The 20,453-nt window shown below is 44.4% G+C and carries 22 protein-coding genes; all 22 read right to left on the bottom strand.

Annotated features, from left to right (window positions below; all coding sequences use genetic code 11):
* Positions 1–14 precede the first annotated feature (14 nt).
* The 22 genes from rplE to ACFSMW_RS10720 all read right to left on the bottom strand — a co-directional run bounded on the left by rplE (position 15) and on the right by ACFSMW_RS10720 (position 20,257).
* A complete protein-coding gene (gene rplE, locus ACFSMW_RS10825; protein ID WP_390355637.1) occupies positions 15–554 on the bottom strand; it encodes a 50S ribosomal protein L5 in 540 nt (179 codons plus the stop codon).
* A gap of 26 nt (positions 555–580) precedes the next feature.
* Positions 581–892 (bottom strand): 50S ribosomal protein L24, encoded by a 312-nt coding sequence (gene rplX, locus ACFSMW_RS10820; protein WP_390355576.1) that lies wholly within the window; start codon positions 890–892, stop codon positions 581–583.
* 35 nt (positions 893–927) lie between these two features.
* Positions 928–1,296, bottom strand: coding sequence for a 50S ribosomal protein L14 (rplN, locus tag ACFSMW_RS10815; protein ID WP_390355574.1), 369 nt, complete (start codon positions 1,294–1,296; stop codon positions 928–930).
* Between the two features lie 42 nt (positions 1,297–1,338).
* On the bottom strand, positions 1,339–1,602 hold the full coding sequence (gene rpsQ, locus ACFSMW_RS10810) for a 30S ribosomal protein S17 (RefSeq protein WP_390355572.1): 264 nt from the start codon (positions 1,600–1,602) through the stop codon (positions 1,339–1,341).
* Positions 1,603–1,628: 26 nt separating this feature from the next.
* Positions 1,629–1,826 (bottom strand): 50S ribosomal protein L29, encoded by a 198-nt coding sequence (gene rpmC, locus ACFSMW_RS10805; protein ID WP_390355570.1) that lies wholly within the window; start codon positions 1,824–1,826, stop codon positions 1,629–1,631.
* Complete coding sequence (gene rplP / locus ACFSMW_RS10800; protein WP_390355568.1) at positions 1,816–2,250, bottom strand: 50S ribosomal protein L16; 435 nt, start codon at positions 2,248–2,250, stop codon at positions 1,816–1,818. Before rplP ends, rpmC begins: the two co-directional genes overlap by 11 nt.
* Positions 2,251–2,268: 18 nt before the next feature.
* Entirely contained in the window at positions 2,269–2,910 is a 642-nt protein-coding gene (rpsC, locus tag ACFSMW_RS10795; RefSeq protein WP_390355566.1) for a 30S ribosomal protein S3, read from the bottom strand.
* Between the two features lie 3 nt (positions 2,911–2,913).
* Entirely contained in the window at positions 2,914–3,255 is a 342-nt protein-coding gene (gene rplV / locus ACFSMW_RS10790; RefSeq protein WP_390355564.1) for a 50S ribosomal protein L22, read from the bottom strand.
* 17 nt (positions 3,256–3,272) lie between these two features.
* A complete protein-coding gene (rpsS, locus tag ACFSMW_RS10785) occupies positions 3,273–3,551 on the bottom strand; it encodes a 30S ribosomal protein S19 (protein WP_390355562.1) in 279 nt (92 codons plus the stop codon).
* 66 nt (positions 3,552–3,617) lie between these two features.
* Positions 3,618–4,448, bottom strand: a complete 831-nt coding sequence (gene rplB, locus ACFSMW_RS10780) for a 50S ribosomal protein L2 (protein WP_390355560.1) — start codon at positions 4,446–4,448, stop codon at positions 3,618–3,620.
* A 31-nt stretch (positions 4,449–4,479) separates the two neighbouring features.
* Positions 4,480–4,767: a 50S ribosomal protein L23 gene (gene rplW, locus ACFSMW_RS10775; protein WP_390355558.1), complete on the bottom strand. Its 288-nt coding sequence runs from the start codon at positions 4,765–4,767 to the stop codon at positions 4,480–4,482.
* Entirely contained in the window at positions 4,767–5,390 is a 624-nt protein-coding gene (gene rplD / locus ACFSMW_RS10770) for a 50S ribosomal protein L4 (RefSeq protein WP_390355556.1), read from the bottom strand. The genes rplW and rplD overlap by 1 nt, the downstream gene beginning before the upstream one ends.
* Positions 5,391–5,416: 26 nt before the next feature.
* Positions 5,417–6,046, bottom strand: coding sequence for a 50S ribosomal protein L3 (gene rplC, locus ACFSMW_RS10765; protein ID WP_390355554.1), 630 nt, complete (start codon positions 6,044–6,046; stop codon positions 5,417–5,419).
* Between the two features lie 27 nt (positions 6,047–6,073).
* On the bottom strand, positions 6,074–6,382 hold the full coding sequence (gene rpsJ, locus ACFSMW_RS10760) for a 30S ribosomal protein S10 (RefSeq protein WP_390355552.1): 309 nt from the start codon (positions 6,380–6,382) through the stop codon (positions 6,074–6,076).
* 431 nt (positions 6,383–6,813) lie between these two features.
* Positions 6,814–8,004: an elongation factor Tu gene (gene tuf, locus ACFSMW_RS10755; protein WP_390355550.1), complete on the bottom strand. Its 1,191-nt coding sequence runs from the start codon at positions 8,002–8,004 to the stop codon at positions 6,814–6,816.
* Between the two features lie 113 nt (positions 8,005–8,117).
* Complete coding sequence (gene fusA, locus ACFSMW_RS10750; protein ID WP_390355548.1) at positions 8,118–10,196, bottom strand: elongation factor G; 2,079 nt, start codon at positions 10,194–10,196, stop codon at positions 8,118–8,120.
* Between the two features lie 45 nt (positions 10,197–10,241).
* Complete coding sequence (gene rpsG / locus ACFSMW_RS10745) at positions 10,242–10,712, bottom strand: 30S ribosomal protein S7 (RefSeq protein WP_390355547.1); 471 nt, start codon at positions 10,710–10,712, stop codon at positions 10,242–10,244.
* Positions 10,713–10,746: 34 nt separating this feature from the next.
* Complete coding sequence (gene rpsL, locus ACFSMW_RS10740) at positions 10,747–11,163, bottom strand: 30S ribosomal protein S12 (RefSeq protein ID WP_390355545.1); 417 nt, start codon at positions 11,161–11,163, stop codon at positions 10,747–10,749.
* 112 nt (positions 11,164–11,275) lie between these two features.
* Positions 11,276–11,554, bottom strand: coding sequence for a ribosomal L7Ae/L30e/S12e/Gadd45 family protein (locus ACFSMW_RS10735; protein WP_390355543.1), 279 nt, complete (start codon positions 11,552–11,554; stop codon positions 11,276–11,278).
* 236 nt (positions 11,555–11,790) lie between these two features.
* Positions 11,791–15,402 (bottom strand): DNA-directed RNA polymerase subunit beta', encoded by a 3,612-nt coding sequence (gene rpoC / locus ACFSMW_RS10730; RefSeq protein ID WP_390355542.1) that lies wholly within the window; start codon positions 15,400–15,402, stop codon positions 11,791–11,793.
* A gap of 114 nt (positions 15,403–15,516) precedes the next feature.
* Positions 15,517–19,053, bottom strand: coding sequence for a DNA-directed RNA polymerase subunit beta (rpoB, locus tag ACFSMW_RS10725; RefSeq protein WP_390355541.1), 3,537 nt, complete (start codon positions 19,051–19,053; stop codon positions 15,517–15,519).
* 601 nt (positions 19,054–19,654) lie between these two features.
* Positions 19,655–20,257, bottom strand: coding sequence for a class I SAM-dependent methyltransferase (locus ACFSMW_RS10720; RefSeq protein WP_390355539.1), 603 nt, complete (start codon positions 20,255–20,257; stop codon positions 19,655–19,657).
* Positions 20,258–20,453 lie beyond the last annotated feature (196 nt).

Below are 20,453 nucleotides of genomic sequence, written 5' to 3'. Positions count from 1 at the left end.
ATTTTCCCTCCTTACTATTTTTGAAAAGGCATGCCCATTTGACTTAGCAATTCGCGAGCCTCTTCGTCAGTGTTGGATGTTGTTACGATGACAATATCCATGCCTCTCACTTTGCTCACTTTATCATAGTTGATTTCCGGGAAAATCAGTTGCTCTTTTACACCAAGTGTATAGTTCCCACGGCCATCAAAAGCTTTCTTGGAAATTCCGCGGAAGTCGCGTACACGCGGCAGGGAAACTGCAATCAGCTTTTGCAGGAACTCATACATGCGTTCACCGCGAAGGGTAACCTTTGTTCCGATAGGCATTCCTTCACGAAGGCGGAAGCCAGCAATTGATTTTTTAGCGCGTGTTACCACTGGTTTTTGTCCAGAGATCAAAGTTAACTCTTCAACAGCGCTGTCCAATGCTTTGGAGTTTTGTACTGCGTCACCGACACCCATGTTGATAACGATTTTTTCCAGTTTCGGTACCTGCATCACAGATTTGTAATTGAATTTATTCATTAGAGATGAGACGATCTCATCTTGATATTTTTGTTTCAGTTGGTTCATCATGTTGCCCTCCTTTCGCCAGGAATTTATTTATCTAACGCCTCACCGGATTTTTTGGCAATGCGGACTTTCTTTCCGTCTCGGACTTCATAGCCTACGCGGGTTGCTTCACCGGATTTTGGATCGATTGGCATTACATTGGAAACATGGATTGGAGCTTCCATGTTAAGAATTCCGCCTTGCGGGTTGTCTTGGGAAGGTTTCGCATGCTTCTTCACCATGTTCACGCCCTCGACAAGAACACGATCCCTTTTAGGATATGCTTCCAATACAGTACCTTCTTTTCCACGGTCTTTACCGGAAATTACTTTGACTTTGTCACCTTTTTTAACGTGCATTATTCGCGCACCTCCTTACAAGGTCAATTCGATTCTTACAGTACTTCTGGAGCAAGAGATACGATTTTCATGAATTTCGCATCACGCAATTCACGTGCAACTGGTCCGAAGATACGCGTTCCTCTTGGACTTTTGTCGTCACGGATAATTACGGCTGCATTTTCATCGAAACGGATATAAGAACCGTCTTTACGTCGTACACCTGACTTAGAACGTACGATAACAGCTTTCACAACGTCGCCTTTTTTGACAACGCCTCCTGGTGTTGCTTGTTTCACGGAACAAACGATCACATCGCCAATATTGGCTGTTTTGCGTCCGGAACCACCCAATACTTTAATAGTCAGCACTTCACGTGCGCCTGAGTTGTCTGCAACTTTCAAACGTGTTTCTTGTTGAATCATACCGCTGTGACCTCCCTTCGGATACTCTCCGAGCGAACTTTATTATATGATGACTGCTTCTTCCACGATTTCAACCAAACGAAAACGTTTTGTAGCTGAAAGCGGGCGAGTCTCCATAATGCGAACGATGTCGCCGATTTTTGCTTGGTTATTTTCATCATGTGTCTTGAACTTTTTGGAATACTTCACACGTTTTCCGTAAAGCGGATGAAACTTATACGTTTCAACAACAACAGTGATGGTTTTGTCCATTTTATCAGAAACAACACGACCTGTGTATACTTTGCGATTATTGCGTTCACTCATGTCGAGGCTTACCTCCTCTCGTTTTATCAGTTATTTGTGCTTACTCGTTCGCGAACTACCGTTTTCAAGCGTGCGATGGATTTTTTTACATTACGGATACGCGCAGTGTTTTCCAATTGTCCGGTAGCAAGCTGAAAACGAAGGTTAAATAACTCTTCTTTCAACGATTTTACTTTATCCTCAATTTCGGCAGTGGTTAGTTCTCTGATTTCATTAGCCTTCATTGATTTCACCACCAATTTCTTCACGTTTTACGAACTTAGTTCTGATTGGCAACTTGTGAGAAGCAAGTCTTAGTGCCTCTCTGGCAACTTCTTCTGAAACACCAGCGATTTCGAACATGATTTTCCCAGGTTTTACAACAGCAACCCAGCCTTCGGGAGCACCTTTACCAGAACCCATACGAACTTCCAATGGTTTCTTCGTGTAAGGTTTGTCAGGGAAAATTTTAATCCATACTTTCCCGCCACGTTTCATGTAACGAGTCATTGCAATACGAGCTGCTTCAATTTGACGGCTTGTGATCCAGGAAGCTTCGAGAGCTTGCAGGCCAAATTCGCCAAATGATACGGTAGTACCGCCTTTTGCTTTACCTTTCATACGACCTGTATGTTGTCTGCGATATTTAACACGTTTAGGCATTAACATAAAATTTTGCCCCCTTCCTTATTTTTGTTTCTTAGTCGGAAGGACTTCACCACGGTAAATCCATACTTTTACACCGAGTTTACCATAAGTAGTGTCTGCTTCAGCAGTACCATAATCGATGTCGGCACGCAAAGTATGAAGTGGTACAGTTCCTTCACTGTAATGTTCAGCACGAGCGATATCCGCTCCGCCCAGACGTCCGGAAACCATTGTTTTGATCCCTTTGGCACCAGCACGCATTGCGCGTTGAATAGCTTGCTTTTGTGCACGACGGAATGAGATACGGTTTTCCAATTGACGAGCAATATTTTCAGCAACCAATGTTGCATTGATGTCTACTTTTTTAATCTCAACAATGTTGATATGAACTCTTTTACCTGTCAAACTGTTCAAGGATTTACGAAGAGCTTCTACTTCAGAACCGCCTTTACCAATGACCATTCCTGGTTTACCAGTTTGGATAGTGATATTCACGCGGTTTGCTGCACGTTCGATCTCGATAGAAGAAACCGCAGCAGTCCTCAGACGATTCTCAAGATATTCTCTGATTTTAATATCTTCATGAAGCAAGTCTGCGTAGTTTTTATCAGCATACCATTTAGATTCCCAGTCTTTGATGATACCTACACGAAGACCTGTCGGGTTTACTTTTTGACCCACTGACTATCCCTCCTTCTTCTCTGTTACCACAACTGTAATGTGGCTAGTGCGTTTGTTGATTTTGCTGGCACGTCCCTGTGCACGCGGACGGAAACGTTTCAAGGTAACTCCTTCATTGACGAATGCTTCGGAAACTACCAAGTTATCTGTGTCCATTTCAAAGTTATGTTCTGCATTTGCAATAGCAGAGTTTAGAACTTTTTCCACGACCGGGGAAGCACTGCGTTGTGTGTGTCGCAAAATAGCGATCGCTTCACCCACATTTTTTCCTCGAATCAAATCAACGACTAAACGTACTTTCCGAGGAGCAATACGAACTGTTTTCGCAACGGCTTTAGCTTGCATCTAAATTGCCTCCTCTCTTAGCGTTTTGTTTTCTTGTCATCGCCGGCATGCCCTTTGAACGTGCGGGATGGAGCGAATTCACCTAATTTATGTCCGACCATATCTTCTGTTACGTAGACCGGTACATGTTTGCGTCCGTCATAAACTGCAATTGTATGTCCTACGAATGTTGGGAAGATTGTGGATCGGCGTGACCAGGTCTTAATAACCTGCTTTTTGTCCGACTCATTAAGTTGATCAACTTTCTTTAACAGATGGTCATCTGCGAAAGGTCCTTTTTTCAAACTACGACCCATGGATAAGCCTCCTTCCAGAGTTGGAGGGCAGAAGGAAGAAATAATTCATTTCCTGCTTCAGCCCAATTATTTTTTACGTTTGCGAACAATATATTTATCAGATTGCTTGTTGCGTTTACGTGTTTTGTAGCCAAGTGTCGGTTTACCCCATGGAGACATTGGTGATTTACGGCCGATAGGCGCGCGTCCTTCACCACCACCGTGTGGGTGATCGTTAGGGTTCATAACAGAACCGCGTACTGTCGGGCGAACTCCGAGCCAGCGGGAGCGTCCTGCTTTACCAACGCGTACAAGTTCATGTTCGATGTTGCCGACCTGACCCACAGTCGCACGGCAAGTGCCAAGGATCAAGCGGGATTCACCTGAAGCCAAACGTACCAATACATATTTGTCTTCGCGTCCAAGGATTTGTGCTTCAGCACCGGCTGAGCGAGCAAGCTGTCCGCCGCGTCCTGGTTTCAATTCAACATTATGGATGATCGTACCCACTGGGATGTTTTTCAACGGAAGAGCGTTCCCCAGTTTGATATCAGCGTCAATACCAGATTCGATGACCTGGTCGACTTTCAAGCCTTTTGGAGCCAAAATGTAGCGTTTTTCACCGTCTACATAATGAATCAATGCAATATTCGCTGAACGGTTTGGATCATACTCAATTGTGGCAACGCGTCCTGGTATACCATCTTTATCGCGTTTAAAGTCGATAATACGGTATTGACGCTTATGTCCGCCACCCTGATGACGAACCGTCAATTTACCTTGATGGTTACGTCCGCCACGTTTAGACAACGGAGCTAATAGTGATTTTTCTGGTTGGTCTGTCGTGATTTCTGCGAAGTCAGAGACAGACATGTTTCTTCTACCATTAGAAGTAGGTCTGAATTTTTTTATCGCCATCTTGGTTTCCCTCCTTCACGAATGATTTCAATTAAGCTTCAAAGAATTCCAGTTCTTTACTGTCTTCAGAAAGCTGAACGATAGCTTTTTTACGGTCGGAACGATATCCTGCGTAACGACCCATGCGCTTGAATTTACCTTTGACGTTAGTTGTGTTGATTTTAACGACCTTCACGCCAAAAATACTTTCAATTGCCTGTTTGATTTGTGTCTTGTTTGCCTTAGGGCTCACTTCAAAAGTGTATTTCTTGTCTGCCATCAAATCAGCAGAACGTTCTGTAATGATCGGGCGCTTGATAATATCACGTGGTTCATTCATTACGCGAGCACCTCCCCTGCTTTTTCAGCTGCTTCTTTTGTCAAGATCAGCTTGTCATGCGTAAGCAAGTCCAGTACGTTCACTTCGCTTAGCGTGAGAACTTTTACATTTTGCAGGTTGTTTGCTGAGCGCAAGATGTTTTCATCTTTCTCTGCAAGAACGATCAATGCTTTCGCATCCACGTTCAATGCCTGCAGCATACTTACGACTTGTTTTGTCTTAGGTGCATCAAATGCCAATGCTTCCAACACGACTGCACTGTTTTCCTGCACTTTAGAAGATAGCGCTGATTTCAGTGCTAAACGGCGTACTTTTTTAGGAAGCTTATAGCTGTAGCTGCGTGGTGTTGGTCCGAAAACAACTCCACCGCCAACCCACTGTGGCGACCTGATGGATCCTTGGCGAGCACGGCCGGTTCCTTTTTGACGCCATGGTTTACGGCCACCGCCGCGTACTTCAGAGCGATTTTTAACAGAATGAGTTCCTTGTCTCAAGGAAGCCCGCTGCATGATTACCGCTTCGTTTAATACATGTGTATTCGGCTCGATACCAAATACAGCATCATTTAGTTCGATGTCTCCGGCTTGGGAGCCATCTTGTTTGTATAGTGCTACTTTAGGCATGACATATCCTCCCTTCATATATGTGATTATTTAGCCTTAACTGCACTTGTGATCTTAACGAACGATTTTTTTGCACCAGGAATATTTCCTTTGATAAGCAAAAGATTACGTTCAGTATCTACACTGACAATGTCAAGGTTTTGAACGGTGATTTTTTCAGATCCCATATGACCCGGCAATTTTTTACCAGGGAATACGCGCATTGCATCGATGGAGCCCATTGAACCTGGTGCTCTATGATAATGGGAACCGTGCCCCATTGGCCCGCGGGATTGATTATGACGTTTGATTGCACCTTGGAATCCTTTACCTTTAGAAGTTCCAGTTACATCAACCTTTTCACCTGCTCCAAAAATCTCAACGCTGATTTCTTGACCTACTTCATATTCGTCAAGTTTAGCGTTACGGATTTCACGAATGTAGCGCTTAGGGGTTGTGTTCGCTTTTGCAGCATGGCCCTTTTTCGCTTTGTTCGTTTGAGATTCTTTTTCATCAGCGAAACCTAATTGGATCGCTTCATACCCGTCATTTTCCATTGTACGCTTTTGCAGTACAACATTCGGCTCAGCTTGAACTACTGTTACAGGGACCAATTCTCCTTCTTCGGAAAACAGTTGCGTCATGCCGATTTTACGACCTAAGATTCCTTTCGTCATCCGTTACACCTCCTATGAATTAAAAAATTATAGTTTGATTTCAATGTCAACACCAGATGGCAGATCCAATCGCATTAGCGAATCGACTGTTTGTGGTGTTGGATTGACAATGTCGATCAAGCGTTTATGAGTACGCATTTCGAATTGTTCACGCGAATCCTTGTATTTATGGACCGCACGTAACACTGTATATACCGACTTCTCGGTAGGAAGCGGGATCGGACCGGAAACACCTGCACCGGAACGTTTTGCAGTATCTACGATTTTTTCAGCTGATTGATCAAGAATGCGGTGATCATAAGCTTTTAAACGAATTCTGATTTTCTCTTTTGCCATTACTTTCCCTCCTTTTCGTCCATTTTGTAATAGACTAACTCCGCGGAAATTTCTTCGCACGCCCGCCATGGCAAAGGGGCCGGGTGTGCCAACAACCTTCCACATCATCGCCTTTTATGACCAACATTATTATTATATAGAAGAAATGCGGTCAAAGCAACCTTTTTTCAGCTTTTTTCACAAAAAGCTACAAGGATTGCACATCTATGTATTATACAAACTATTGTCTTGGAATGCAAGGAGTCGCGGGAATTTTTTATTGGGAAAGTTTAGGGGATATTATCACAGGAAATTTTTATGGAATATTTTTGGACAGATGCACAAATATCGAAGGAAAACATGCGTTTAAAAACTGGCGATTGTTTTAGATAGAGAAAACAAAAAAACAGGCGGCATTTCCCGGGGTGCCACCTGCCTTTATATGAAACAAATTATTTTTCGATTACTGTTACAACGCCAGATCCAACAGTACGTCCGCCTTCACGGATAGAGAAACGAGTACCATCTTCAATAGCGATTGGAGAAATCAAAGAAACGTTCATTTCAATGTTGTCTCCAGGCATTACCATTTCAGTTCCTTCTGGAAGTGTGATAACACCAGTTACATCCGTAGTACGGAAGTAAAACTGTGGACGGTAGTTAGTGAAAAATGGTGTATGACGCCCACCTTCTTCTTTTGACAATACATAAACTTCAGCTTTGAACTGTGTGTGTGGAGTGATCGAACCTGGCTTAGCAAGTACTTGACCACGGTTGATTTCTTCACGGTTCACACCACGAAGCAACGCACCGATGTTATCTCCAGCTTCAGCATAGTCAAGAAGCTTACGGAACATTTCCACACCAGTTACAGTTGTTTTCTTAGCTTCTTCAGCCAAACCGATAACTTCCACTTCGTCACCGACTTTAACTTGTCCGCGTTCTACACGGCCAGTTGCAACTGTACCACGGCCAGTGATAGAGAATACATCCTCTACAGGCATCATGAATGGCTTGTCAGTGTCACGTTCTGGAGTTGGGATATATTCATCAACTGCATTCATCAATTCAACGATTCTTTCTTCATATTCAGCATCGCCTTCAAGAGCTTTCAATGCTGAACCTTTCACAACTGGTACATCATCGCCAGGGAATTCATACTCAGTTAACAGATCGCGAACTTCCATTTCTACCAATTCAAGTAATTCTTCGTCGTCAACCATATCTACTTTGTTCAAGAATACAACAATTGCAGGTACACCAACGTTGCGGGAAAGCAGAATGTGTTCACGAGTTTGTGGCATAGGGCCATCAGCTGCAGATACAACAAGGATAGCTCCGTCCATTTGTGCAGCACCAGTGATCATGTTTTTAACATAGTCAGCGTGGCCTGGGCAGTCAACGTGAGCATAGTGACGAGTGTCAGTTTCATACTCTACGTGAGAAGTAGCGATTGTGATTCCACGTTCTTTTTCTTCTGGTGCTCCATCGATTTGGTCATATGCCATAGCAGTACCTTTACCGGATTTCTTATGCATTACAGTTGTAATTGCTGCAGTCAAAGTAGTTTTACCATGGTCAACGTGTCCAATTGTACCAATGTTAACGTGCGATTTGGAGCGGTCAAATTTTTCTTTAGCCATTTATATTTCCTCCTTTGATAAGTAAGCATTAATTTTTTTGGTGGTCTCTGGCATTTCTAGAAAATGCCGGAGCCTTTACTAAAAGTTATACTTTAGTATTTAGAAAAAATCAATCATTCACCGGCATTTTTCTTGATAATTTCTTCAGAGATGCTCTTTGGCACTTCTTCGTAATGATCAAAATGCATGGAGTAAGTTCCGCGGCCTTGTGTATTGGAACGCAAAGCTGTTGCGTAACCAAACATTTCGGAAAGCGGTACAAACGCTCTGATGATCTGTGCGTTTCCACGAGCATCCATTCCCTCCACGCGTCCGCGGCGGGAAGTTACATCACCCATGATATCGCCCATATATTCTTCAGGAATAGTGATTTCAACTTTTTCGATCGGTTCCAAAATAACTGGGTTACATTTGTTTTTCGCAGCTTTCAATGCCATAGATGCAGCAACTTTAAATGCCATCTCGTTAGAGTCGACATCATGGTAGCTACCATCAAACAATGAAGCTTTTACATCGATCAATGGATAACCGGCCAATACACCGTTCGCCATTGCCTCTTTCACTCCTGCTTCAACAGCCGGAATGTATTCACGAGGTACGACACCACCGACAATCTTGTTTTGGAATTCGAATCCGGCACCCTCTTCATTTGGTTCAAATTTGATCCAAACGTGACCGTATTGTCCACGTCCACCAGATTGGCGAACGAATTTTCCTTCTACATCTGCCGCACTGCGGAATGTTTCGCGATACGCAACCTGAGGTGCGCCAACGTTCGCTTCAACTCTGAATTCGCGTTTCAGACGGTCAACGATGATATCCAGGTGCAATTCTCCCATTCCGGAGATGATTGTCTGCCCAGTTTCAGGATTCGTTTCTGTTTTGAAAGTAGGGTCTTCTTCAGCTAATTTCCCTAAAGCGATACCCATTTTGTCTTGGTCTGCTTTTGTCTTTGGCTCAATAGCCACTGAAATAACCGGTTCTGGGAATTCCATAGATTCCAGGATAACAAGATCCTTTTCATCACACAGCGTATCACCCGTGCCAGTATCTTTCAATCCAACAGCTGCAGCGATTTCTCCAGAATAAACCGTTGAAATCTCTTCTCTGTGGTTCGCGTGCATCTGCAGAATTCGTCCGACACGTTCGCGCTTATCCTTCACAGAGTTTTTGACATAGGATCCGGAATCCAGTGTACCAGAATACACCCGGAAGAATGTCAGTTTACCAACATATGGATCTGTCATGACTTTAAATGCCAATGCGGAGAAAGGCGCTTTATCGTCTGATGGACGAGTAACCTTTTCTTCTGTATCAGGAACGATACCTTCAATGGCAGCCACATCAGTTGGTGCTGGTAAATAATCGATGACAGCATCAAGCATGAGCTGAACACCTTTGTTTTTAAACGCTGAACCGCATAGTACCGGGTAGAATTCTACTGCCAATGTCGCTTTGCGGATTGCATTTTTGAGTTCCTCGTTGGATATTTCTTCTCCTTCGAGATACTTCATCATCAAATCTTCATCCAGTTCGGAAACAGCTTCGATCAAAGAAGCACGCAGCTCTTCTGCTTTTTCCATGTATTCCTCAGGAATTTCTTTAGACTCATCTTTTGTTCCGAGATCATCCAGATAGAAGTGGGCTTCCATGTTAATCAAGTCGATGATGCCATCGAATTGATCTTCTGCGCCGATTGGCAATTGGATTGGGTGTGCGTTGGCACCCAGACGCTCCTTCAATGTTCCAGTAGAATAAAGGAAATCCGCACCGATTTTATCCATTTTATTAATGAAGACGATACGTGGTACACCATAAGTTGTTGCTTGGCGCCAAACCGTTTCGGTTTGTGGTTCTACACCTGATTGCGCATCAAGAACTGTAACAGCTCCGTCAAGCACACGCAAGGAACGTTCAACTTCCACGGTAAAGTCCACGTGGCCTGGTGTATCAATAATATTGATACGATGGTTTTTCCATGAAGCTGTTGTTGCAGCAGATGTGATGGTTATACCGCGTTCTTGCTCTTGTTCCATCCAGTCCATCTGAGATGCACCTTCATGGGTTTCACCGATTTTGTGAATACGTCCTGTATAGAAAAGAATACGTTCCGTTGTGGTAGTCTTACCGGCATCAATATGCGCCATGATCCCAATGTTACGTGTCTTTTCCAAGGAGAACTCTCTAGCCATGTATTCTTCTCCTTCCTATTGAAAAGTTCAATATTTCGTTTGTGATTACCAACGGTAATGTGCGAATGCTTTATTGGCTTCAGCCATTTTATGCATTTCTTCGCGTTTTTTCACAGATGCACCAGTGTTGTTGGAAGCATCAAGGATTTCGTTAGCCAAACGTTCTTCCATTGTTTTTTCACCGCGCAGGCGGGAATAGTTCACAATGTAACGAAGGCCTAGCGTTTGACGGCGTTCAGGGCGTACTTCCATTGGTACTTGATAGTTTGATCCCCCGACACGGCGTGCTCGTACTTCAAGTACTGGCATTACATTCTTCATTGCTTGTTCGAAAACGTCCATTGCCTGCTGGCCACTTCTTTCTCCAACAAGTTCGAAAGCCTTATAAAGAATTTTTTGTGCTTTACCTCTTTGGCCATCCACCATAATTTGATTGATCAAGCGGGTTACCAATTTTGATTTATAGAGAGGATCCGGCAAAACATCACGCTTTGGTACTGGTCCTTTTCTTGGCATGAGTCCCCCTCCTTTCAATTAGTTTTTTATGAAATTATTTTTTCTTTGGTCTCTTTGTACCGTATTTAGAACGTCCTTGTGCACGTCCTTCAACACCAGCAGTGTCAAGCGCACCACGAACGATGTGATAGCGTACCCCTGGCAAGTCTTTTACACGGCCTCCACGAAGCAATACAACACTGTGTTCTTGCAGGTTATGACCAATTCCTGGAATGTAGGCAGTCACTTCCATATTGTTAGACAAACGAACACGAGCATATTTACGCAATGCAGAGTTTGGTTTTTTCGGTGTCAGTGTGCCGACACGAGTACAAACCCCGCGTTTTTGTGGAGAGTCTACATCAGTAAGTCTCTTTTTGAAGCTGTTATAGCCTTTGTTCAGTGCTGGAGAGTCGGATTTTTTTGGCTTGCTTACACGACCCTTGCGCACGAGCTGATTAATAGTAGGCATCTCTATTTTCCTCCCTTCCTTGAATATGAATAAAACCAATGAGCCACGTCTGTTGCGTGTTTTGTAATGCCACACATCCAGGCGGTTCATATTTGGGTAAAAAACAAAGCCTTCATGAGGTTACACCCTCATCAAAACCCGGCTTTTTTACAGCAACCGCTGCTGCCCCCACATCGATTCCGCAAGCACGCCCAAGTTTCTCCATGGATGCTACACGTTCACATGGTATTCCCAGCTTTTCCGCCAGACGGGCAACTTTCTGTATGATATGGATATCTGCATCTTCCGCAAGAAAAACAGAACTGACTTCATCGTTTTTCATCGCTTTCAGCGTTTGCTTTGTTCCGATAATGACACATGTTTTAACTTGCAATACTTTTTCATAAGACATTTGTTCATATCCTCCAAAGCAACAAGCATGAAACGGAATCACCTTGAATATATTATCATTCCCGTTTTCTAATGTCAACTTATTCTTTGTAATTTGCATCCAAAATAGCGTGCGGAAATGGAAACCGTCCGCAGCGCCGCGATTTGGTTTCCATTCCGACAACTTTTTTGGAAAAACCGTCTATCTCCATTTCATCTTCTGACATAATATGGAGTCAAACAGACCGGAGATTCATGTTATTGCATTGTTTCTTCAGCTTCTGCAGTTTCAGCATCTTCAGCTGTTTCAAATGCAGGAGCCTGTATTTTTCTGTAACGCTGCATTCCAGTTCCAGCAGGAACCAGTTTGCCGATAATAACATTTTCTTTCAGGCCAAGCAACTCATCACGTTTCCCTTTGATTGCCGCATCCGTAAGCACTCTCGTGGTCTCCTGGAAGGAAGCAGCTGATAAGAAGGAGTCTGTTTCAAGCGATGCTTTCGTGATACCGAGCAGAACTGGCTTGCCGATTGCAGGCTGTCTGCCTTCTTTAAGCACTTGGCGGTTCGCTTCTTTAAATTGATGGATTTCCAGCAGTGAACCTGGCAGCACATCTGTATCTCCCGAATCCGCCACACGCACTTTACGCAGCATTTGACGGACCATGACTTCAACGTGCTTATCGCCGATTTCAACACCCTGCATACGATATACACGCTGCACTTCTTTCAACAGGTAATCCTGTACACCCTCGACTCCACGAACGCGGATCAACTCTTTCGGGTCTACCGATCCTTCTGTCAATTCTTGGCCAGCGGTAACCTCGTCACCTACAGCAACCTTCAAACGCGCATTGTATGGCGCATTGTATGTCTTCTGCTCTACCTCGCCCTGAATGACAATTTCTTGTTTTTCTTTTTCTCCATTGATCTCAAGTACTGTACCATATATTTCACTGATGACAGCCTGACCTTTTGGATTACGGGCTTCAAACAATTCCTGGATACGCGGCAGACCTTGTGTGATATCGTCACCGGCTACACCGCCGGTATGGAATGTACGCATGGTCAGCTGTGTACCAGGTTCACCGATAGATTGAGCGGCGATGATTCCGACTGCTTCGCCAACTTCCACTTCATCACCAGTTGCAAGGTTACGGCCGTAACATTTTTTGCAGACACCATGTTTAGTGTTACATGTGAATGCAGTACGGATTATCACTGCTTCGATACCAGCTTCTGTAATTTCTTTTGCCTGGCCTTCTGTGATCACTTCATTTTTATCGACGATGATATCGCCTGTTTCCGGATGCTTGACGGTTTCAAAAGCCGTACGGCCAATCAAACGGTCAATCAACGGCTCAATCATTTCAGATCCATCTGTCAAAGCTTCGACTGTCAAGCCGCGATCAGTGCCACAATCATCTTCACGGACGATAACGTCTTGGGCTACATCGACAAGACGACGTGTCAGATAACCAGAGTCTGCAGTCTTCAAGGCTGTATCTGCCAAACCTTTACGAGCTCCGTGCGTTGAAATAAAGTATTCCAATACAGTTAGGCCTTCACGGAAACTGGATTTGATCGGCAATTCAATGATACGTCCGGCCGGGTTGGCCATCAGACCACGCATACCAGCAAGCTGCGTGAAGTTCGAAGCATTACCACGGGCTCCAGAATCACTCATCATGAAGATCGGGTTACGTTCATCCAATGACTTCATCAGACGATCCTGAATGGTATCTTTCGCCTGGGACCAGATCGAAATAACACGGTCGTAACGTTCTTCTTCTGTGATCAAGCCGCGACGGAATTGCTTCAGGACTTTATCTACTTTTTTCTGGGATTCGTCAAGTATTTCCTGCTTATCAGACAATACGACAATATCAGAAACACCAACCGTCATACCGGCTGTAGTCGAATGTTTAAATCCAAGATCCTTCATCCGGTCAAGCATTTTGGATGTTTCGCTGATCTTGAACCGTTTGAATACTTCCGCGATAATATCGCCAAGGAACCCTTTCTTAAACGGCTTGACAATTTCACGCGACTTGATTTCTTCTTTGATATTCGTACCATTTGGTACAAAATATTTTTCTGGGGTTTTTACTTCCAGATTGAATTTTGTCGGTTCATTAATATAAGGGAACGAATCTGACAAAATCTCATTGAACATCAGCTTTCCTACAGTTGTTAGCAGCAGCATATTTTTCTGTTCTTCTGTAAACGTCTCATTGTTTACACTGGATGCAGCTACAGCAATCCTTGTGTGGAAATGTACATAGCCGTTATGATAGGCGACCAATGCTTCGTTAATATCTTTGAACACAGCCCCTTCACCAACTGCGCCTTCTCGTTCCATAGTCAGATAATAGTTACCAAGCACCATGTCCTGTGAAGGTGTAACAACCGGTTTTCCGTCTTTCGGGTTGAGGATATTCTGAGCAGCAAGCATAAGCAGTCTTGCTTCAGCTTGTGCCTCTGCAGATAACGGAACGTGGACTGCCATTTGGTCACCGTCGAAATCAGCATTATATGCTGTACAAACCAACGGATGCAACCGGATTGCACGGCCTTCTACCAGCGTAGGTTCAAACGCTTGGATTCCAAGTCTGTGCAGCGTTGGTGCGCGGTTCAAAAGAACCGGATGTTCCTTAATGACATCTTCCAGAATGTCCCATACATCTGGGTGGAACCGTTCAATTTTACGTTTGGCAGATTTAATATTGTGTGCAATACCTTTAGCCACCAATTCCTTCATGACGAATGGCTTGAACAGCTCCAACGCCATTTCTCTAGGGAGTCCGCATTGATACATTTTCAAGTGCGGCCCAACGATAATAACAGAACGTCCGGAATAGTCGACACGCTTACCGAGCAGGTTTTGACGGAAACGGCCTTGTTTACCTTTCAGCATATGAGAAAGAGATTTAAGTGGGCGGTTGCCGGGTCCTGTAACAGGGCGTCCGCGGCGGCCATTATCGATCAACGCATCGACCGCTTCTTGCAGCATACGCTTTTCATTTTGAACAATGATACTTGGAGCACCGAGGTCAAGCAGACGCTTCAAACGATTATTGCGGTTGATGACGCGGCGATACAAGTCATTCAAATCGGAAGTGGCAAAACGGCCGCCGTCCAATTGTACCATCGGTCTGATTTCCGGAGGGATGACAGGCAGTACATCCAGCACCATCCAAGACGGCTCGTTGCCGGAATGGCGGAAAGCCTCCAGGACTTCCAGACGCTTAATCGCACGAGTACGACGCTGTCCTTGTGCTGATTGCAATTCTTCTCTCAACGCATGGACTTCTTTTTCCGAATCGATATCTTCCAACAGCTTACGGATAGCTTCCGCACCCATTTGCGCTTTAAATGTGTTGCCGTATTTATCGTAATAGGCGCGATATTCTTTCTCAGACAACAGCTGCTTTTTCTCAAGCGGAGTACTTCCAGGCTCCGTAACGATATAAGCCGCAAAATAGATGACTTCTTCCAGAGCTCTTGGAGACATATCCAAAACAAGCCCCATTCTGCTTGGAATTCCCTTGAAATACCAAATATGCGATACCGGTGCTGCGAGTTCGATATGGCCCATGCGTTCGCGGCGGACTTTGGATTTCGTCACTTCTACACCGCAACGATCACATACGACACCTTTGTACCTGACACGCTTGTATTTTCCACAATGGCATTCCCAGTCTTTTGTTGGACCGAAAATCCGTTCACAAAACAACCCGTCTTTTTCGGGTTTCAGTGTGCGGTAATTGATTGTTTCCGGCTTTTTGACCTCGCCATATGACCATGAGCGGATTTTTTCCGGTGAAGCCAGACCGATTTTCATATATTCAAAGTTATTTACATCTATCAAGGGTCTACCTCCCTTATTAATGTGGGTTATCTTCAGCAGCAAACATCTTGTGCGCGGCAACACCAGTGCTGCATTTTCTGCAGTAAACCCGGTTTGTTGCCGCGTTTAATTTTGTTAACCTTCTTCGACTTCCAAGTTGAGTTTGCTGGCAGCTTGGGTATCTTCATCTTCCAATTCACGCATTTCGATTTCCGTTTCATCGCTGGAAAGAATCTTGACATCCATTCCAAGGCTTTGCAATTCTTTGATAAGAACCTTGAAAGATTCTGGCACGCCTGGCTCTGGTACATTGTCTCCTTTGACAATGGACTCATACGTTTTCACCCGGCCGACAACATCATCAGATTTGACTGTCAGAATTTCCTGCAGTGTATATGCGGCTCCGTACGCTTCCAGAGCCCAAACTTCCATTTCACCGAAACGCTGACCGCCAAATTGTGCCTTACCACCAAGCGGCTGCTGGGTAACAAGCGAGTATGGTCCTGTGGAACGTGCATGCAATTTATCATCGACCATGTGAGCCAATTTGATCATATACATGACACCGACAGAAACACGGTTGTCAAAAGGCTGGCCGGTACGACCATCATACAATACTGTTTTCGCATCTCTCGGCATGCCTGCTTCTTCCAATGTATCCCAGACGTCTTGCTCGTTAGCTCCGTCAAATACAGGAGTTGCAACATGAATGCCAAGTTTTCTTGCTGCCATACCAAGGTGAAGCTCGAACACCTGCCCGATATTCATACGGGATGGTACACCCAGCGGGTTCAACATGATATCGACTGGTGTGCCATCAGGCATGAACGGCATGTCTTCTTCAGGGAGAATCTTGGAGATAACCCCTTTATTACCGTGACGACCCGCCATTTTATCTCCTTCATGGATTTTACGTTTTTGAACGATATATGCACGAACGAGTTTATTGACTCCCGGCGGCAGTTCGTCGCCGTCTTCACGATTGAATATTTTCACATCCAGTACAATACCACCTGCGCCATGCGGCACTCTCAGCGAGGTATCTCTTACTTCTCTTGCTTTTTCGCCGAATATGGCATGCAGCAATCGTTCTTCAGCAGATAACTCGGTAACCCCTTTTGGCGTTACTTTGCCGACAAGAATATCTCCGTCCTTCACTTCCGCACCGACACGGATAATACCCTGTTCGTTCAGGTTTTTCAACGCTTCTTCCCCGACATTCGGGATATCACGGGTGATTTCTTCCGGTCCAAGCTTGGTATCACGCGCTTCAGATTCATATTCTTCAATATGAATAGAAGTGTACACATCGTCTTTAACAAGGCGCTCGCTCATGATGATAGCATCCTCATAGTTATAGCCTTCCCATGTCATGAACGCGACGAGTACGTTTCTGCCAAGTGCCAGTTCCCCATCTTCCATGGAAGAACCATCTGCAAGGACTTCCCCTTTAACAACTCTGTCGCCTTCCCTTACAATCGGACGCTGGTTGCTGCAAGTTCCCTGGTTCGAACGGACAAATTTCTGGACATGGTAGCGATCCAAGTCGCCTTTCACTTCCTTGCCATCTACTTCAGAAACTCGGCGGACAAGCACTTCTTTCGCCTCGACACTTTCCACGATTCCATCGTGTTTGCAAATAATTGCTGCGCCGGAGTCTTTACCATTGACATATTCCATACCAGTACCAACAAAAGGAGCTTCTGGTTTCAGCAAAGGCACGGCTTGGCGCTGCATGTTCGCACCCATCAAGGCACGGTTGGAGTCATCGTTTTCCAGGAATGGAATACATGCAGTCGCAGCAGAAACTACCTGTTTTGGTGATACGTCCATGTAATCAATTTTTTCTTTAGCGACGATGGTGTTTTCTCCGCGGAAACGAGCGATGACTTCATCGTTTTCAAATTCTTTTTCTTCATTTAACGGAGCATTCGCCTGAGCGACAACATAGTTATCTTCTTCATCTGCAGTCAAATAATCAATTTGCGCAGTTACTTTACCTGTTTCTGGGTCGACCCTGCGATAAGGCGTCTCGATGAACCCGAACTTATTCACTTTCGCATAGCTTGATAACGAGTTGATTAAGCCGATGTTCGGTCCCTCTGGTGTTTCAATAGGACACATGCGGCCGTAGTGAGAATAGTGTACGTCACGCACTTCCATACCAGCGCGCTCTCGTGTCAGACCGCCAGGCCCCAGTGCAGATAACCGGCGTTTATGTGTTAATTCAGCCAACGGGTTCGTCTGGTCCATAAACTGTGAAAGTTGCGAGCTGCCAAAGAATTCTTTAATCGACGCGATCACAGGACGGATATTGATCAAATGCTGCGGCGTGATACTTGATGTATCTTGAATGGACATTCTTTCGCGCACAACACGTTCCATCCGTGACAAACCAATACGGAATTGGTTTTGCAGCAGTTCACCGACCGACCGGAGACGACGATTTCCCAAATGATCGATATCATCCGTGTCCCCAACGTGATGAAGCAGGTTGAAGAAATAACTGATCGAAGACAAAATGTCTGCTGGTGTAATATGTTTCACACTTTGATCAACATTTGCATTTCCAATCACAGTCAAAACTTTCTCGCCGCTAGGATCGGACGGGTCAACAATTTGGATAGATTGCAGCTTGATTTCCTCTTCTAAAACACCTTGATGCGGTTCTACCACTGTTTCACCGATAGATTCCTCGGTGTTTTCCAAATACGGAATCAATTTGTTCAGCAATTTTCTCTCCAGCCTGTCGCCTTTTTGTGCCAGAACCTCTCCCGTTTCAGGATCTACTACAGGCTCGGCGAGCACTTGGTTGAACAGTCTGTTTTTCAAGTGAAGCTTTTTATTCATTTTATAGCGACCTACATGAGCCAAGTCATATCGCTTCGGATCGAAAAAGCGGGAAACGAGCAAGCTTTTTGCGTTTTCAACGGTTGGTGGTTCACCCGGACGCAAACGCTCATAAATTTCCAGCAATGCTTTTTCGGTTGTTTCTGTGTTGTCCTTTTCCAGCGTGTTCATCAAGTATTCATTGTCACCCAGCAAATCGATGATTTCCTGGTCTGTACCGAATCCCAATGCACGTAGAAGAACAGTGATTGGCAATTTACGCGTCCTGTCTATGCGTACATATGCAACATCCTTTGCATCTGTTTCGTATTCCAGCCATGCACCCCTGTTCGGGATAACAGTAGCTGTCATTCCGCGCTTGCCGTTTTTGTCTATTTTTTCATTGAAATACACACTTGGTGAGCGAACGAGCTGTGAAACAATGACACGCTCTGCGCCATTGATGATGAATGTACCAGTATCTGTCATCAGAGGAAAGTCTCCCATGAATACTTCCTGCTCTTTCACTTCACCAGTTTCATTGTTGATCAAGCGAACCTTGACGCGCAAAGGCGCATTATAGGTGACGTCTCTTGACTTGGATTCATCAATTGAATACTTCGGTTCACCCAAACTATAATCTACAAACTCAAGTGCAAGATTACCTGCAAAGTCTTCAATTGGCGAGATATCCTGGAACATCTCGCGCAGTCCCTCTTCCAAAAACCATTGGTAGGAAGCGGTTTGAATCTCAATCAGATTAGGTAATTCCAATACTTCACTGATGCGTGCATAGCTTCTTCGCTTGCGATGGCGTCCATACTGAACTACTTGCCCTGCCAACTGCTTCACCTCTCAAATCTCGCATTTTCAATTCCCGCCTGAGCAGTGAATCAAAAATAGCAAATTATATTTTCGAAAAAAGCCTGGTAGCAGCCTTTTTCGCATCAAACTTACAGAAAACTTGGCGATGCCAAGCCTATAGCGGGTTGCACTTGCTTAGCAAAGATAGGTATTTATACTCTCTTTACCGACAAGAATAACCACCAGGCAAATGCGTCTGCGATGTACTCGCAATTCATTGCGGAAAGTGGCGTAGAACCGGGAATACGTCAGTTGGTTTCCCCAAAAAGCAATCGGCTATAAAATTTATCTCGCCATTTCATTTACAATCGGCAGCCGATGAAATAAACTTGCCAATCATTGCATAATGAGGTATGATTTTAAAATAGAAAAAAGATTTTCCTTATTCATCCCTCGGCAGCAACTGTTCGTTCACCCTCAGCAAACCGCAAAAACATAGTTAAAACCCCTATTTCATGCGATTTTACCATTGTTTCCGAATAGCAATGTTTTATACTCCGTGCTTTTTTATGAAAAATCTTCTTGACAAAGGTACTCCCATGTTAGCATTTAAATATATTATCACAGTTAATGATAGAGGTCAAACATTGACCGCTTTTAAAATAAAATAACCTTTATCCTTTGCAATCGTTTGGGCATTGCCAAAAACATCTATCATTTTTTGTTTAAAAGAAGGGGCACCTTGTTTTTTCTGAATGACCGCCCAAAATTCACCATTCTTCATCAGAACGTGTCTGCTTTCCTCGATCATCGCATGAATATTTTGCTTGCCTGATCTGATCGGTGGATTTGTTACAACAGCCGCGAATTCTCGTTGAGATAAAGCGGAAAAACGATCACTTTGGACAACCTCCGTATTTTTCACATTATTTTTTGCTGCGTTGAATTTGGCTAATTGAAGTGCGCGCTCGTTTACATCTGCCAGTACAACGGTCCTTTCGGGACAGTCACGGGCCAGAGCAATACCAATGGGGCCATATCCACAGCCCAGGTCCAATATATCTCCAGGAGTTTTTGGAGCTTGAAATTGTTCAGCCAGCAACCTGGAACCAAAATCGACTGTATCCTTCGAAAAAACACCCACATCACTCATGAAAGTGTATTCTTCACCCCTTAAACGGTAATGCCATGACTTAGGCGCGCTCTTGGATTGGGGTACTTGCGAATAATAATGATCGGACATACATACACCTTCCTTCTCCTTGCAGAGAAAGTTCATTTGCTCATAAACTTGGCATTTGTTGTAGGTTAGCCAATGCCTTCATGGTGCTTATACAGAAGAAAAAATTGTGTTTCCTTACTATCAGGAATTCCCGATAGCGCTAAGGCTGTAGTGCATGCTTTCGTTGCAGTCATTTAGCAAGGGTTGGATCGCACTT

This window comes from Tigheibacillus halophilus, from assembly GCF_042683165.1.
Classification (GTDB): domain Bacteria; phylum Bacillota; class Bacilli; order Bacillales; family Amphibacillaceae; genus Tigheibacillus; species Tigheibacillus halophilus.
Note: the sequence above shows the minus strand (reverse complement) of the source record. Positions and strands in the feature narration are given on the sequence as shown.